Origin of the sequence: Isoptericola sp. NPDC056618, from assembly GCF_042792715.1 — a bacterium.
GTDB classification, from domain to species: Bacteria; Actinomycetota; Actinomycetes; order Actinomycetales; family Cellulomonadaceae; genus Isoptericola; species Isoptericola nanjingensis.
Window position 1 is genome coordinate 40617 of sequence record NZ_JBHTVZ010000021.1, and the last position, 16682, is coordinate 57298.

13 protein-coding genes are annotated in these 16682 nt (G+C 74.7%); all 13 read left to right on the forward strand.

Annotated features, from left to right (window positions below; all coding sequences use genetic code 11):
* Positions 1-47 precede the first annotated feature (47 nt).
* Positions 48-1334, forward strand: coding sequence for an ABC transporter substrate-binding protein (locus ACFQ8T_RS19115; protein WP_430548062.1), 1287 nt, complete (start codon positions 48-50; stop codon positions 1332-1334).
* Between the two features lie 25 nt (positions 1335-1359).
* Positions 1360-2292 carry a carbohydrate ABC transporter permease gene (locus tag ACFQ8T_RS19120; protein WP_430548063.1) on the forward strand — a complete coding sequence of 311 codons (933 nt, stop codon included), beginning with the start codon at positions 1360-1362 and terminating at the stop codon, positions 2290-2292.
* A 25-nt stretch (positions 2293-2317) separates the two neighbouring features.
* Positions 2318-3172 (forward strand): carbohydrate ABC transporter permease, encoded by an 855-nt coding sequence (locus tag ACFQ8T_RS19125; RefSeq protein ID WP_430548064.1) that lies wholly within the window; start codon positions 2318-2320, stop codon positions 3170-3172.
* The gene (locus tag ACFQ8T_RS19130) at positions 3169-5448 is read left to right on the forward strand and encodes a glycoside hydrolase family 3 N-terminal domain-containing protein (RefSeq protein WP_430548065.1); all 2280 of its coding nucleotides are present in this window, start codon (positions 3169-3171) and stop codon (positions 5446-5448) included. The genes ACFQ8T_RS19125 and ACFQ8T_RS19130 overlap by 4 nt, the downstream gene beginning before the upstream one ends.
* Positions 5436-6761, forward strand: a complete 1326-nt coding sequence (locus tag ACFQ8T_RS19135; RefSeq protein WP_430548066.1) for a glycoside hydrolase family 125 protein — start codon at positions 5436-5438, stop codon at positions 6759-6761. Before ACFQ8T_RS19130 ends, ACFQ8T_RS19135 begins: the two co-directional genes overlap by 13 nt.
* Positions 6762-6854: 93 nt before the next feature.
* Positions 6855-7190 carry a PadR family transcriptional regulator gene (locus tag ACFQ8T_RS19140; RefSeq protein WP_430548067.1) on the forward strand — a complete coding sequence of 112 codons (336 nt, stop codon included), beginning with the start codon at positions 6855-6857 and terminating at the stop codon, positions 7188-7190.
* Positions 7190-7669 carry an HAAS signaling domain-containing protein gene (locus tag ACFQ8T_RS19145; protein ID WP_430548068.1) on the forward strand — a complete coding sequence of 160 codons (480 nt, stop codon included), beginning with the start codon at positions 7190-7192 and terminating at the stop codon, positions 7667-7669. Before ACFQ8T_RS19140 ends, ACFQ8T_RS19145 begins: the two co-directional genes overlap by 1 nt.
* A gap of 136 nt (positions 7670-7805) precedes the next feature.
* Positions 7806-9335, forward strand: coding sequence for a family 43 glycosylhydrolase (locus ACFQ8T_RS19150; protein WP_430548069.1), 1530 nt, complete (start codon positions 7806-7808; stop codon positions 9333-9335).
* Entirely contained in the window at positions 9335-11302 is a 1968-nt protein-coding gene (locus tag ACFQ8T_RS19155) for a DUF6807 family protein (RefSeq protein ID WP_430548070.1), read from the forward strand. Before ACFQ8T_RS19150 ends, ACFQ8T_RS19155 begins: the two co-directional genes overlap by 1 nt.
* Positions 11303-11372: 70 nt before the next feature.
* Positions 11373-11984 carry a hypothetical protein gene (locus tag ACFQ8T_RS19160; RefSeq protein ID WP_430548071.1) on the forward strand — a complete coding sequence of 204 codons (612 nt, stop codon included), beginning with the start codon at positions 11373-11375 and terminating at the stop codon, positions 11982-11984.
* On the forward strand, positions 11981-12739 hold the full coding sequence (locus ACFQ8T_RS19165) for a glycosyltransferase family 2 protein (protein ID WP_430548072.1): 759 nt from the start codon (positions 11981-11983) through the stop codon (positions 12737-12739). Before ACFQ8T_RS19160 ends, ACFQ8T_RS19165 begins: the two co-directional genes overlap by 4 nt.
* 277 nt (positions 12740-13016) lie before the next feature.
* Positions 13017-14579 (forward strand): pectinesterase family protein, encoded by a 1563-nt coding sequence (locus tag ACFQ8T_RS19170; protein ID WP_430548073.1) that lies wholly within the window; start codon positions 13017-13019, stop codon positions 14577-14579.
* A 27-nt stretch (positions 14580-14606) separates the two neighbouring features.
* Complete coding sequence (locus tag ACFQ8T_RS19175) at positions 14607-16649, forward strand: pectinesterase family protein (RefSeq protein WP_430548074.1); 2043 nt, start codon at positions 14607-14609, stop codon at positions 16647-16649.
* Positions 16650-16682 lie beyond the last annotated feature (33 nt).

Below are 16682 nucleotides of genomic sequence, written 5' to 3' on the forward strand. Positions count from 1 at the left end.
GGTCTCCGACCACCCGAACGACGCACCGTAGCTCCCAGGGAGGCTCAGTGACCCACGACGTCAGCAGGCGTGCCGTGCTGAAGGCCGTGTTCGGCAGCGCCATCGCCACGCCGCTCCTCGCGAGCTGTGGGGCCCTCGTCCCCGCCTCCAGCGGGCCGGGCTCGATCTCCGTGCACACCCAGCTCAGCGGCGCCGTCGCCGGCGCCCAGGTGTTCTCGGACGTGGTCGCGGCCTACCAGCGCCGCACGGGCCGCACCGTCGCACAGCTCAAGAACGGCTCCGACCTTCCCATCGTCTTCGAGACCAGCACCCTCGCCGGCAAGCAGGCCGACGTCGCGATCGTCAACATGATGGGGCGCACCCTCGGCTGGACGGGCGCGGGCGCGACCATCCCCGTCACCGACCTGCTCGACGCCTGGGACCTGCGGGACAAGATCCTCCCCGAGGCCGTCGCCGAGTGGACCGACGACGAAGGACGCCTGCGGGCGTTCCCCTTCACACGCACCAACTGGCCCGTGTCGTTCAACACCGGGCTGCTCGAGGAGGCCGGCGTCGAGATCCCCACCACCTCGGACGAGCTCGTCGCCGTCGCGGACGCCCTGCGCTCGAAGGGCATCGGGCCGGTGACGGTCGGCGGCTCCGACTGGAGCGGGCAGAAGCTGTTCCTCCAGATCCTCCAGGGCTTCCTGAGCCAGGAGGAGGCGCGCACCGTCTTCTCGACCGGCAGGCTGTCCGAGAGCGCAGGTGCGGTCGCCGGCGTGGAGCACTTCGTCGAGCTGCGCGACGCGGGCGTCTTCGTCGACGACGTGCAGGGCTACACCTCGGACTCGGAGCTCACGCAGTTCAACACCCGCAAGGCCGCGATCGTGCCCGCGATGTCCTCGGCGCTCGCGCTCGTCCCGAACGAACGGGCGAAGGAGGTCACGGTGGGCGGCTGGCCGATGCCGTCCGAGGGGGGCGTACTGGCCCGCCCCAGCGTCATCAAGAGCTACAACGGCCACGGCATCTGGATCAGCGAGAACGGCGCGGACAAGCTCGACCTCATCAAGCCGTTCGTCCAGGACCTGTACTCCGACGAGGTCACCGACGCGTTCATCCTGGGCTCCGGCCGCGACATGAACCGGGTCACCGACACGGTCAGCCAGGACTTCCCCCTGGTCGCGCAGGCGTCCCGCCTCACCGACGACGACGTCATGCCCGTGATGCTGCCCGACCTGCTCATCCCCGACTCCGTCTTCGAACCGATGATCAAGGTGACCGCCATGGCCTATGGGTCCTCCGCGTCCGCCGAACGGATCGTCGACGCGTTCGAGAAGTCCTACGACGCGGCCTGACCGCCGGCGCCCCGAAAGGATCCCCATGACCGCGCTCGTCGACGCCGACGCCCCCGCCGCCACCCGCACCCCACCGCCGGGCACCTCCCGGACCCGCCGCCGGACGCTCCGCGAGCGGTTCCCGGGCCTCGCCCTGCCCGCCCTCGTCTGGTACGCGGTGTTCATGATCGGCCCCGTGGTCGCGATGTTCGTCATCGCGTTCCTGTCCTGGCCGGGCATGCTCGTCACGCCGAGCTTCTCCGGCCTCGACAACTTCGCGGCCGTGTTCTCCGACGCGACCTTCTGGGCCGCGACGCGCAACTCCGCCGTCCAGATCGTCGTCGGGCTGCCGATCATGATCGTGCTGGCGTTCCTGCTCGCGTTCTACGTGGTGCAGAAGCCCCGCGGGCACCGGGTGCTGCGCTATCTGCTCTTCATCCCGGCGCTCATCTCCGCGCCCGCCACCGCCATGGTGTTCTACGCGATGCTCAACCCGGACGGCCTCGTCAACGGCGTGCTGCGCCCGCTCGGGTTCGACGGCACGGCCTGGCTCGCGGACCCGAGCACCGCGCTCGGCGCGATCATCGCCGTCGAGCTGTGGAGCGGCATCGGCTACTCGGCCGTGCTCATCGCCTCCCGCCTCGACGGCGTGGACGCCGAGATCGTGTCCGCGGCACGGATCGACGGCGCCGGCGACTGGCGCATCGCCTGGCGCATGTACTGGCCGATCGCCCGCGACTTCATCGGCGTCGTCACGATGCTGCAGTTCCTGTCGATGCTGTTCAACTCGGCGCAGAACGTCCTGCTCCTGACCCAGGGCGGGCCCGGGACGTCGACGACGACGCTGGCCTACCTCATCTACCAGAAGGCGTTCGTCGAGGCCGACCTGGGCTACAGCCAGGCCGTCGGCGTCATCCTCTTCGTGATCGGGCTGCTGGGCATGGGCGTCATCCGCCGCGTGCTCCGCGCGACCCACTGATCCCCGACCTGCCAAGGAGACCGCCATGGCCCGGCGCACCGCAGCCCTGCCCCTGCGCGACCGCATCGGCTCGATCACGAGCGGCACGCTCGCCTGGATCTACGCCGCCCTGCTGATCGTGCCCTTCTACTACTTCATCGTCTCGTCGTTCAAGGACAACGAGGAGATCTTCGAGTCCCCGCTGGCGCTGCCGACCACGTGGGACCTGTCGAACTTCGTGACGGCGATCGACCAGGCGGACCTCTGGCTCGCCATCGCGAACTCGGTGCTGACGACGCTCGGCGCCCTGGTCCTCACGCTCGTCCTCGCCCTCCCTGCGTCGTTCGCCCTGGCCCGTGCCCGGGGCCGCGCCGGCAAGGTCGTCGAGGGCGTCTTCGCGCTCGGCTTCCTCATCCCGTCGTTCGCCGCGCTCTTCCCGACGTTCCTGCTCGCGGCGGCGCTCGGACTGTTCCACACGCGCACGTTCGTGGTGCTCCTGCTGCCGGCCACCGCGCTGCCGCTGTCCGTCGTCATCCTCACGTCGTTCATGCGGACGATCCCGCGGGAGCTCGAGGAGGCGGCGTCGATGGACGGTGCCACCTCGCTGCAGGTGCTCCGGCAGGTCTACCTGCCGATCTGCATCCCCGGCATCGCGACCGTGCTGCTGCTCAACTTCCTGTCGTTCTGGAACGCCTACCTGTACCCGCTGATCCTCATCGGCCCGGACACGGCGCAGCGCACCATCCAGGTGGCGCTGCCGACCCTCAAGGTGGACGCGGGCACCGACTACGGCGTCCTCATGGCCGGCACGCTGTTCACGCTGCTGCCCGTCTACCTCGTGTACACCGTGCTGCAGCGCCAGATGCAGCGCGCGCTGCTGTCGGGGGCGGTCAAGGGATGACGGCCGTCGTCGCCGGCTCGCTGTCCCTGCGCTCCCGCATCGGCCAGGTCAACCAGCGCCTCAAGGGCTGGGAGGCGGTCCGCTGGGTCGACGGCGCGCCGCGGGTCACCGACGTCCTGCGCGCCGAGGTCGACCGGTGGGGCGGGCTCGGCGCCCTCTACGGCGTGCTCCGCGCCGACCCGTGGTCGGCGGTGCACTGGGGGAACGGCGTGCCCCCGGAGCGCAGCGCCGAGGCGTACGCCGCGGTGCAGGAGCACGTGACCCGGCACGGCGACGGCCTGCCCGTCCTGTTCGTCGAGGAGGCCCCGCACGGGCTGATGGCGCTCGGCGGGACGACGCTGCCGGTCAACCTCGCGCTGGGCGCCGGCATGGACGTCGCGCTCACCGAGGAGCTCGGTGCCCTCGTGGCGGCGGAGGCGCGCGCCCGCGGCACGCACGTCGCGCTCGTCTCGGGCCTCGACGTGCTGCGCGACCCGCGCTGGGGCAGGGCCGAGGAGTGCTTCTCGGAGGACCCGGCCCTCGCCGCGATGCTCGTCCGGGCGACGGTCCGCGGGATGCAGGGCACGACGTCGTGCGACGACGCGATCGACGGCGCCCACGTCGCGGTCGTGGCCAAGCACCTCGCCGGCCAGGGGGCCGGCATCGGCGGTCGTAACGGGTCGGGCGCCCCGATCGGGCGGCGCGAGCTCGGCGAGCTGCACCTGCGCCCGGCGTACGCCGCGGCGCGCGCGGGCGTCGCGGGGTACATGGCCGCGTACAACGACGTCGACGGCGTGCCGTGCAGCGCCAACGAGGAGCTGCTCACCGGCACGATCCGGGAGGCATGGGGCTGGCGCGGGCTCGTCATGGCCGACGGCACCGCGATCGACCGCCTGCGCGACAGCTCCCCCGACCCGGCGTCCGCCGCGGCGCTCGCGCTGCAGGCGGGGGTGGACCTCAGCCTCTGGGACGAGGCGTACACGCACGTCGAGGAGGCCCTGGACCGGGGCCTGGTCGAGGAGGCCGTGCTCGACCGCGCCGTCGACCGCGTGCTCGCCCTCAAGCACCGGCTCGGGCTGCTCGGCGATCCCGTGCCCGCCCCGCTGCAGACCCCGGCACGGGACGTGCTCGCCCTCGTCGAGCGTGCCGCGCGGCAGTCCGTGGCCCTGGTGCGCGACGACGGCGTGCTGCCGCTGCGTGCCGGGACGACCGTCGCCGTCGTCGGCCCCAACGCCGACGACCTCGACGCCCAGCTCGGCGACTACACGCCGCCGCGCCCGCCGGCGGACCCGGCCGCGTCCACCGTGCTGTCCGCGCTCGCCGACCGGCTCGGCACCGACCGGGTACGGCACGCGCCGGGCAGCCGCCTGCGCGGTCCCCTCGACGAGCAGCCCGACGGGACCGGCGCGCTCGACGCCGTCCGGGACGCATGCTCTGCGGCCGACGTGGCCGTGGTCGTGCTCGGCGGGACCAGCCGTCGCTCCTACGACGACGAGTTCGCCGACAACGGCGCCGTCGAGGGGCCCGCCCCCGACACCACGAACGGCGAGGGCGTGGACCTCTCGTCGGTCGCGCTGCCGCAGGCCCAGCTCGACGTGGCTCGCGCGGCGCGGGAGTCCGGCCGGCCCGTGGTCGGCGTCGTGGTCGACGGCCGCCCCCGGGTGCTCACCGCGCTGCTGCCGCTCGTCGACGCCCTGCTCGTCGTCCCGTTCCCCGGCCCCACCGGCGGCGCCGCGATCGCCGACGCGCTGCTCACCGGCGCCGCCTCCGGCAGGCTGCCCGCCACGTTCCCCGTGGCCGACGGCGTCGTGCCCGTGGCGCACGACGAGCGCCTCGAGACGGCCCGTGGCTACCTCGACCACCCCGTGGTGCGGGGGCTGCCCTTCGGCGCCGCGCACGCACCGGGCGTCACGACCACCGTGCGCACCCGCGCCGCGGCCGTCCGCGCGGACGACCTCGCCGCCGGCGCCACCGTCGCGCTGTCCGTCGAGGTGACGAACTCCGGGCCCGATGCTCTCGAGCTGTCGGTGCCGCTCTACGGGCGCCGGCACGAGCGAGGCATCCGCCCCCGGCGCCGTACGCTCCTGGGCGTGCGGCGCGCCACGGTCGCGGCCGGTGCCACGACGTCCCTGACGTTCGACCTCGGCCTCGACGCGCTCGGCTCCTGGGCGACCGGCGAGCCGGCCGCGGTGCCCGTGACCGTCGGCGCGTGGTGCACCCCCGACCTCGACGAGCCCGCCGACGCCGCCGTCGTGCGCGTCACCGACCGGGAGGACACCACCCCGTGGGACCGCTGACCACGACCACCCCCCTCGACCCGGCGCCACTCCACCCGGCGATCGACGCGACGCTGCACGCGGCGGCCGAGCGCGTGCGCGCCACGTCGGGCGAGCGTGTCGGCGCGATGGTGCTCGCCGCGCTGCGGCGCACGCTCACCGACACCCTCACGGTGGGCGCGGACGGCAGCATCTTCGTCATCACCGGTGACATCCCGGCGATGTGGCTGCGGGACTCGACCACCCAGCTCACGCCGTACCTGCGGTTCCTCGCGGACTGCGCGCCCCTGGCCGCCCTCGTGGCAGGCGTCGTGCGCCGACAGCTCGCCTGCCTGGACCACGACCCGTACGCCAACGCGTTCAACGACGGCCCCACCGGCGCGCACTACGACCCCGACGACGTCTGCGACGACCCGCACGTGTGGGAGCAGAAGTACGAGGTCGACAGCCTCGCGTACCCGGTCACGCTCGCCCACCGGTGGTGGCGCGAGACGGGTCGCACGGACGTGTTCGACGACCGTGCGCACCGCGTGCTGCGGACGGTCGTCGACCAGTGGCGCACGGAGCAGCACCACGACGCGTCGCCGTACCGCTTCAGCCGCGAGACCACGATCCCCACCGAGACGCTCGCGCGTGACGGCCGCGGCACCCCGGTCGGCTTCACGGGCATGACGTGGAGCGCCTTCCGCCCGTCCGACGACGCCTGCACGTACGGCTACAACGTGCCGGCGAACCTGTTCGCCGCGCAGGCTCTGCTCGCGGTCGCCGAGATCGCCGAGGAGGTCTACGGCGACCGGGCACTGACCGACGACGCACGCGCGCTGTCCCGCGAGCTCGTCCGGGGCGTCGAGGCGCACGGGACCGTGCCCTCCCCGGCCGCCTCGGCTCGCGGCGCGCTGATCTACGCGTACGAGGTCGACGGGCTGGGCGGCGTGCTGTGCATGGACGACGCCAACACTCCGTCCCTCCTCTCCCTGCCGCTGATCGCCCCCGACGTGCTCGACGACGACGTCTGGCGGGCCACGCGCTCCTTCGTGCTCAGCCCCGCGAACCCGTACTGGTTCTCGGGCACCGTGACGGCGGGCGTCGGCAGCCCGCACACCGGACCGGGCCGGGTGTGGCCCATCGCGCTCGCCGTCGAGGGACTGACGGGCACGCCCGAGGACCGGGCCCGTCTGCTGCAGCTCGTGGCTGAGACCGACGCCGGTACCGGCCACGTGCACGAGAGCTTCGACCCGTCGGACCCGACATCGTTCTCCCGGCCCTGGTTCTCGTGGGCCGACTCGATGTTCTGCGAGCTCGCGCTGGCCGTCGCCGACGACGCGCGGGGCTGAACCGGACACTGACACGAGCCCCGGGCGGCGCGCCGTCCGGGGCTCCCGTCGGGCCGCTACCTTGCGACGCAAGTGACTGCTATCTTGTGTGGCATGGTACCGAGCTCCGACGTGGTCCTCACCCAGCTCCGCAAAGGGGTCGTGGAGTACTGCGTCCTGGCCTGCCTGCGATCGGGGCCGGCCTACGGCCTCGAGCTCGCCGAGCGCCTCGGCGCCACGAGCACCCTGCTGACCAGCGAGGGCACCCTGTACCCGCTGCTCTCGCGGCTGCGCCAGCAGGGCTGGGTCACGACGACGCAGGTCGCGTCCCCGATGGGCCCGCCGCGCCGGTACTACGAGCTCACGACCGAGGGCCAGGCGGCGCTCGAGACGTTCACCGCCACCTGGTCCCGGTTCACCGCCGACGTCCGCACGACCCTGGAGCCCTGATGACCGCAGCACCCGCGTTCCCCCCGCTCGTCGAGGCGTACCTCGCCGACCTCGAGCACGCGCTGGCGGCGAGCGAGCCGCGCGAGCGCGCCGAGACCCTCGCCGCGGTGCGCGAGCACGCGGCGGAGTCGCTCGCGCTGCACGGGTCGGACGACGCCGGGGCCCGGCGCGTGCTGGACGAGCTGGGCCCGGTGGACGCCATCGCCGCCGCATCGACCCCGGCCGCACCGGCGGTCCCGGCGGCCCCTCCGCCCCCGGCCGCCGCGCCCGCCGCGGACGTCTGGCTGGTCGTGCTCGCCGTCGTGTCCCTGGCGCTCTTCGTGGTCCCGCTCGTGGCCGCCGCCGCCGTGATCTGGGCGGCCGTCCGGCTCCGCGGCGGCGTCGGCCACCGCCGCATGCAGCAGGTGGCCCTCGCCGTCGGCGCGGTCTCGTTCGTCGGCGCCGCGGCCCTCTACGTGTCGCACGTGCTGGCCGGCTGAGGGGCCCGCCGCACCGTTTCGACGCACCGAGCGTTCCCTCCGGCGGAAACCGGTTGCTAGGCTGGGCACAGCACGGCGGGAACCGGTTTCTCACGGTTTCTCGCCGACTGTCCCAGCGACGTGACGGAAGGCGACCATGACCTACTACAGCAACCCGGTCCTCGACGCGGACTGGCCGGACCCCGACGCGGTGCGCGTCGGGGACGACTACTGGCTGATCGCGTCCAGCTTCAACCGCGCCCCCGGGCTGCCCGTGCTGCACTCGCGCGACCTCGTGAGCTGGGAGCACGTGGCGAACGCGCTGCCCGCGCTGCCCCAGTCCGGGCACTACGCGCTCCCCCGCCACGGCTCGGGGGTGTGGGCGCCCAGCCTGCGCCACCACGACGGCCTGTTCTGGATCGTCTACCCCGACCCGGACCACGGGATCTTCGTCCTCACGGCCGCCGACCCGCGCGGCCCGTGGTCCGAGCCCTGGTGCCTGGTGCCGGGCCAGGGCCTCATCGATCCCTGCCCGCTGTGGGACGACGACGGCCGCGCCTACCTCGTGCACGGCTGGGCCAAGAGCCGCGCCGGCGTGAAGAACCGCCTCACGGTGGTCGAGGTGGACCCCGCCCTGCGCCGCGTCGTCGGGCCGGCGCGCACCGTGGTCGACGGCGACGAGCTGCCGGGCTTCCGCACGCTCGAGGGCCCCAAGCTGTACCAGCGCGACGGCTGGTACTGGATCCTCGCGCCGGCGGGCGGCGTCGCGACCGGCTGGCAGACGGCGTTCCGGTCCCGGTCGGTGTGGGGCCCGTACGAGCACCGCGTGGTGCTGGCCCAGGGCGACACCCCGGTCAACGGCCCGCACCAGGGCGCCTGGGTGGACACCCCCGACGGCGCCGACTGGTTCCTGCACTTCCAGGACCGCGGCGTCTTCGGCCGCGTCGTGCACCTGCAGCCGATGCGATGGGACGACGACGGATGGCCGGTCATGGGCGAGGAGGGCTCGCCCGTGCTCACGCACCCGACGCCGGTACCGGCCGCCGAGCCCGGAGAGCCGGTGCGCGGCGACGACTTCGCCTCCCCGGGCCTCGCACCCCGTTGGCACTGGCAGGCGAACCCCGCCGAGGGCTGGGCCGTGGCCGACGGCGGCGGCACGCTGCGCCTGCCCGCACAGCCCTCGCCCCGGGGCAACCTGCGCGACCAGGGCGCCGTCCTGAGCCAGCAGCTGCCGGGGCAGCCGAGCACGTGGGAGACCCCGGTCGGGCTCGTGGGCGACGCGCCCGGCACCCGCGCCGGCGTCGTCGTCCTCGGCCGCGAGTACGCCTGGGCCGGGCTGGTGCGCACGCCCGGCGGCGTCGAGGTGACGGTGCGACGGGGCGGCACCTACGGCGACGAGGAGATCCTCGCGCAGGAGCCCGTGCCCGCGGGCGCGACGGGCGTCGTCCTACGCACCGCCGTCGACGCCGAGGGCCGCGTCACCTGGGCCTGGCGCGACGACGCCCCGCCCGGGGACGACGACGCGGAGTGGCACGAGCCCGCGCCCCCGTGGCAGGCCGTCGTCGGCCACTGGATCGGTGCGGAGGTCGGCCTGTTCGCGAGCGCCCCGCTCGGGGCGGACCTGCGGCCGGGCGACGGCGGCACCTTCGGCCCGGTGCGCGTCACCGTGGCCGGGAAGGACGCCTGATGGCCCGCTCGGGCGGCCCGACGATCGACGAGGTGGCGGCCGCCGCCGGGGTGTCGCGGGCGACCGTCTCGCGGGTGATGAACGGCCGGGCCAGCGTCGCCCGGGACATCGCCGAGCGGGTGCGCGTCGCCGCGAAGGACCTGCGCTACCAGCCCAGCCGGGTGGCGCGCAGCCTGTCCCTGGGTCGCACCAACTCCGTGGCGCTGGTCGTGCCGGACCTCGCGAACCCGATGTTCCAGCAGATCCTGCGCGGCACGATGGCGGCGGCCGCGCCGCACGACTACCGCGTCCTGGTGGCCGACACCGCCGAGAACACGGCCGACGAGGCCGAGGTCGCGCTCGAGGCGCGGCAGCGGTGCGACGCGCTCGTGCTCGCCGCGCCGCGCACGTCCGAGGACGCGCTGCTCGAGCTCCTGCCGCGGCTGGAGCCGGTCGTCGTGGTCAACCGGCACGTGCCCGGCCTCACCGTGCCGAGCGTGCGCGTGGACTACGCGGCCGGCGTGCGCAGCATGGTGGACCACCTGGTCGCGCTCGGGCACCGCGAGCTCGCGTACGTCGCCGGCCCGCGCTCGAGCGCGTCGAACGGGCTGCGCGCCCGCGCCCTCGACGACGCCCGCGAGCGGCACCCGGGCCTGCGCGTCACGACCGTGCCGTGCGGCCCCACCGTGGACGCCGGGTACCGCGCGGCGGACGCGGTGCTGGCGACCGGGGCGACGGGCGTCGTGGCGTTCAACGACCTGGTCGCGTTCGGCCTCCTCGCGCGGCTCAACGAGGCCGGCGTGGCGGTGCCGGGAGACATCTCGATCGGCGGCTTCGACGACATCGAGCTCGCCCGCTACGCGACGCCGTCGCTGACCACGGCCGCCGTGCCGCAGGCCGACCTCGGCCGTCGCGCCTGGGAGCTGCTGCACGCCCGCGTGCTCGGCACCGAGCGCACGCGGCTCGGCGCGGAGGGCATCGCCGTGCACGTGACCCCGGGGCTGGTGGTGCGGGGCAGCACCGGGCCGGTACCGCCCGCGCGCCGGCTCGGCGTGACCTCGGCGGACCTCGCGGGGCGCGCGCACGCCCGCGACGACACGGTCCGGGCGCGGTGGCGGCCCGTCGACGACGACTGGGTGCTCGGCGTCGGCGACGACCGCCCCCTCAGCCGCTACTCGCGGGGCGAGGGCATGCCCGGGGTGCACAGCCCGCGGCCGTTCCTGCACCCGGTGCACTCGGCGCAGGGCGTCGCGATGACGACGAAGAGCCCGCTGGACCACCGCCACCACTACGGCGTCTCGATGGCGGTGGCCGACGTGGACGGCACCAGCCACTGGGGCGGGCGCACGTACGTGCGCGACCAGGGGCCGACGCTGCTCGCGAACCACGGCCGCCAGGAGGCCGGGCGGACGGAGGTGACGGACGACGGCGCCACACTGACCCAGCAGGTGCGCTGGCTGGACGAGCGCGGGGGCGTGCAGCTGACCGAGGAGCGGCGGCTCACGGCCGTCGTGCTGCCGGAGGTCGACGCGTGGGCGCTCGGCTGGCACGGCAGCCTGCTCGCCGGCGACGCCGACCTCGAGATCGGCAGCCCGGCGACCCACGGCCGGCCCGGCGCCGGGTACGGCGGCTGGTTCTGGCGGCTCCCGTCCGGCGACGAGGCCTTCGCGCTGAGTCCCGACCGCGGCGGCGACGTGCACGGCTCGCGCAGCCGGTGGGTGGCCGTCGTGCGGCGCACCGGGCCGGCCTGGACCACCCTCGTGCTGGCCCAGGCGTCCGGGGAGCCCGACCCGTGGTTCGCCCGCGTGGGCGACTACGTCGGGCTGGGCCCGGCGCTCGCCTGGGACACGGTCCGCACGGTGCCGGCGGGGTCGTCCCTCGAGGTCGACGTCGTGGCGGCCGTCGTCGACCGGCGCCTCGACATCACGGGCGCCGGGGACGTCGCCGACCTCGCGGTGGGACGGGTGGGAGCCGCCCGGCTGTCCTGAAGGGTGGCGGCCGAGGCCCTCCCGCCTCCTCGGCGGGTGGGCTTCCGCCGTCGCTGCCTAGGCTGGCCACGTGACGCCGGCACCGTGGACCACGCGCACCAGGACGGCCTGGAGCCCCTCGCCGGGGCGGCCGACGTGGGGCATCGTGCTGGGCGACGTCGTCCGTGCCGCGGCCCTGGTGAGCCTCCTGGTCGCCGCGGCGACGTCGGACTGGGTCGCGGTCGCGCTGTTCGCCCTCGTCCTGGGCGGATCGATGGTGCCCCGCGCGTCCGGCGCCGCCGCGTGGCTCGACGTCACGTGCGGGACCGCCGTGCTCGCCGCCGCCTGGTGCGCCGCGGCCGGTCTCTACGAGCGGGTCGCGGGCCTGGACCTGCTCGTGCACGCCGTCGCGACCGGTGCGCTCGCCGCTCTGGCCCACCAGGTGCTGACCCGGGACGGCCTCGCGACGTCTCCCGTCCGCCCCCGCGCGACGGCCGCCCTGACGACCGTCGGCCTCGGCGCGCTGCTCGCCGTCGTCTGGGAGCTGCTCGAGGCGGTGGGGCACCGGTTCGTCGACGACAGCATCCACGTGACGTACCCGGACACCGTCGGCGACCTCGCGGCGGCGCTCGTGGGCAGCGTCGCGGCGGCATGGCTCGTCGCCCGGGGTGCCGCCCGGACACCGGCACGGGGGCTCCCGTGACGAGGGCGCCGGGTGCCCGGTTCTCGGGACGGCCGCTCCCCACGGTCTCGGTCGTCATCCCTGCCCGCGACGACGCCGCCGCGCTCGAGCGGTGCCTCGCGCTGCTCGCGGCGCAGACGCTCGCCCCGCTCGAGGTCGTCGTGGTGGACAACGCCTCGACGGACGAGACCGCCGACGTCGCCCGACGCGCGGGGGCGGTCGTGGTCCACGAGCCGCGGGTCGGCATCCCCGCCGCCGCGGCGGCGGGGTACGACGCGGCGGCGGGCGAGGTCGTGGCGCGCCTCGACGCCGACTCGCAGCCCGCGCCCGGCTGGGTGCGCGCCGTCGCCCAGCACCTGGCCGACGACCCCGCCGCCGACGCCGTGACCGGGACGGGGACGTTCACCGACCTGCGGGGCGGCCGCTGGGCGTGCGCGCTGTACCTCTCCGCGTACTACGCCAGCACCCGGATGGCGCTCGGCCACACGGCCTTGTGGGGCTCCTGCATGGCGTTCCGTCGCAGCACGTGGTGGGCCGTGCGTGACCAGGTCGAACGGGTCGACCCGGAGATCCACGACGACCTGGACCTCGCGTTCGCCCTCGGGCCCCGCCGCCGGATCGTCCGCGACCGCCGGCTCCGCGTCGGCGTGTCCGCCCGGTCGCTGCGGTACGCCCGCCGTCGACGCCTGGTGCGGGCCGTGCGCACGCTGCGGCTGAACTGGGCGGTCGCACCGCCGTGGGAGCGCTGGCGGGACCGGCTCGGCATCGCCGCCTGACAGCTCCGCCCTCCGAGCCGATTGATATCGGCGGCTGAACTATTGACGCGGGCGCCGTCCTCGGCTACGTTGTGAGAAACCGGTTTCTGAGGCGTTTCCGGTCGCAGAGCGCGACGGGCACGGGAAGACCGACACCGACGTCGGCCGCACCACGAGCAGCACGAGCAGCAACGACAGGCACCACCGGGCACCCCGCCGTCGTCGACGGGCCCCGGCCGCCGCCCCGCTCGTCCCGACCCGAGGGCCACCCGGCCCGAGTCTCACGAGAGGCGCGACGATGCCCTTCAGCGCGGACCATCGACCCACCCCGCACCGCACCCCCTCCCCCCGCTCCCGCCGCCCGGGACCGCGGGCCCGCCGTGCCGCGGCGGCCCTCGCCGCCCCGGTCCTGGGCCTGACGCTGCTCGCCCCGGTGGCGCACGCGACGTCGGGCACGGACGCCGAGGCCGCAGGCCGGGCGCTGCTGCACCGCATCGGGGCCCCGCCCACGACCTCCGCGGACGGTCCCGTGTGGTCCCCCACCGCGACGGGCTTCGCGTCCGTGCCGACCGACGAGCTCCCCGACGGCACCACGGGCGGGGCGGGCGGGCGGACCGTCACGGTGCGCGACGCCGCCGCGCTGGCCGAGGCGGCCGCGGCCGAGGAGCCGCTGACGATCCTGGTGCATGGCACCCTCGACGTGGAGCCGTTCGGCTCGATGATCGACGTGGCGAGCGACAAGACGATCGTCGGCGCGGCGACGGGCGGCGAGCTCGTCGGCGGCGGGCTGCGGCTGCTGGAGGTCGAGAACGTCATCATCCGCAACCTCACGTTCCGCGACTCGTACGTCGCGGCCGACTGGGACGGCAAGAGCGCGGACAACGACAACGACGGCATCCGCATCGACACGTCGGACCACGTCTGGGTCGACCACAACGAGTTCGCGCGGCTCGGCGACGGCCAGCTCGACGTCCGCAAGGACTCCACCGCGGTGACGGCGTCGTGGAACTCCTTCCACGACCACAACAAGACGCTCGGCGTCGGGTGGACGGACAACGTGGTGACCACGCTGACGCTGCACCACAACCGGTTCTCGAACGTGCACCAGCGCAACGGCAGCATCGACAACGTGGCGCTCGGCCACCTGTACAACAACTGGCTGTCCGGGGTGAGCTCGTACGGCACGACGTCGCGCGGCGGCTCCACGCTGCTGGTCGAGTCGAGCGTCTACGAGAACGCCCGCAACCCGCTCATCCTCAGCGGCGACGCCGCCAGGCTCCACCAGCGCGACAACCTGTTCCGCGGGAACTGGGGCGAGGAGCCGGCCGAGACCGGGCCCACGTTCGAGGCGTCCGACCTCTACGACTACGAAGCCGACCCCGTCGAGGACGTCGTGCCGCTGCTGAGCCGGTACGCCGGCACCCGCACCACCCGCGACGACCGGCTCGGCCGGCAGGTCACGGTGGCGCAGGACGGCACCGGCGACTACCTGTCGATCCAGGCCGCCGTGGGCGCGGCGTCGCGCTCGCCCCGGCCGGTCGAGATCGTCGTCGGACCGGGCACGTACCGCGAGGTGCTCACCGTCTGGCCGGGCGCCGAGGGCCTCACGATCCGCGGCGCGACGGGCGACCCCGCCGACGTCGTCGTGACCTACGACAAGCCCGCGAGCGACTGGGCCACCGCGACCGTCCTCGCCGACGGCGTCACCCTGCGCGACCTCACGCTCGAGAACGCGTACGACGCCGAGGCCGGCGGCCCGAGGGAGACCCTCGCCCTGCGCGACGCCGCCGGCGGCACCGTGCTGGACGACGTCCCCCTGGTGGGCGGCGGCCTCTCGACCGACGACCCCCGCCACTCCTGACCCTCCTGACCTGATCGAGGAGCAACGATGAGACTCACGACCACCCGCGCCGCCGCGCTGCTCGGCGCCCCGGTGCTGGCCCTGACCCTGCTCGCCCCCGCCGCCCAGGCGGCGCCGTCCGACGGCGACCCGGCCGCGGCAGGCGCCGCCGTCCTGGAGCGCATCGGCGCGCCCACGACGACGACGGCCGACGGGCCCGTCTGGTCGCCCGTCGCGACGGGCTTCGCCTCCACGCCCACCGACGACCTCCCGCACGGCACCACGGGCGGCGCGGGCGGGGGCTCCGTCACCGTCCGCGACGCGGCCGCGCTCGCCGAGGCCGCGGCGTCCGACGAACCGCTGACGATCTACGTCAAGGGCACCATCGAGCCGGCCGAGTTCGGCTCGATGATCGACGTGGCGAGCGACAAGACGATCGTCGGGTTCGCGTCCGGCGCCGAGCTGGTCGGCGTCGGGCTGCGGCTCGACCACGTGGAGAACGTCGTCGTGCGCAACCTGCGCTTCCGCGACTCGTACGTGCCGGGCGACTGGGACGGCAAGAGCGCCGACAACGACAACGACGGCATCCGCGTCGACACCTCCAGCCACGTGTGGATCGACCACAACGAGCTCACGCGCCTGGGCGACGGGCTGATCGACGTCCGCAAGGACTCCACGGCGGTCACGCTGTCGTGGAACTACCTGCACGACCACAACAAGACGGTGGGCGTGGGCTGGACCGACAACGTGGTCACCGAGATCACGATGCACCACAACCGGTTCTCGAACACCTACCAGCGCAACGCGAGCATCGACAACGTCGCCGCCGGCCACCTCTACAACAACTGGTTCGACGGGCAGGCGCAGTACGGCACGATGTCGCGCGGCGCGTCGCAGCTCGTCGTCGAGTCGAGCGTGTACTCGAACGGCGAGGACGCGATCGTCGCCAAGGACCCGGCGTCGAAGGTCGACTCGCGCGACAACCGGTTCACGACCATCCGCGGGCGCAAGGACGACACCGGCCCGACGTTCGACCCGGCCGCGCGGTACGCGTACACGCCCGACGCCGTCGCCGACGTCACCCGCATCGTCACGGCCGGCGCGGGCACCCTCGGCGCGCCGGAGAAGGTCCGCCGCACGGTCACGGTCGCGCTCGACGGCACCGGGGACTACGCGTCGATCGGGGCCGCGGTGGGCGCGGCGTCGCGGTCGCCGCACCCGGTGGACGTCGTCGTCGAGCCGGGCGTCTACCGCGAGGTGGTGCGGGTCTGGCCCGGCGCCGACGGGATCACGATCCGCGGCGCCACCGGCGACCCGGAGGACGTGGTGCTCACCTACGACCTCGCCGCCGGCCAGGCCAAGTTCTACGGCGGCACGTTCGGGCACACCGGCTCGCCGGTGCTGTCCGTGCTGGCCGACGACGTCACGCTGCGCGACCTCACCGTGGAGAACGCCTACGACGAGGCCGCGAACGGCGGCAGCCAGGCGCTCGCGCTGCGGACGTCGGGCGACCGCACCGTGCTCGACGGCGTGCGCCTGCTCGGCAACCAGGACACGTACCTGGCCGACCCGGGCTCCGGCGCCACGGCGGCGCGCACCTGGGTCACCGGCTCGTACATCGAGGGCGACGTCGACTTCGTCTACGGCGGCGGCACCCTCGTCGTCGAGGACTCGGAGATCCGCTCGCTCGACCGCGGGTCCGCGACCAACAACGGGTACGTGGCCGCCCCGGCGACCGTGCCCGGCGGCAAGGGCTTCCTGTTCACCGGCACCCGGTTCACGTCGGACGCCGCGGCGGGCACCGTGTTCCTCGGCCGCCCGTGGCACCCCAGCAGCAACCCGCTCGTCGACCCGTCGGTCGTCGTCCGCGACTCGTGGCTGGGCGCGCACGTCGGCACGCCCGCCTGGTCGGACATGAGCGGCTGGTCGTGGCGCGACGACTTCATGCGGGAGTACCGCAACGCCGGCCCGGGCGCCGCGCCCGCCGGCGAGGTCGTCGACGGCCGCCCGCAGCTGACCGACGACGAGGCCGCCGCGCACACCCGCGAGGCGTACCTGGCCGGCGACGACGGGTGGGCGCCCTGGCGCTGACCTGACGCATGGTGAGCGCGGTCCGCGGGCGTG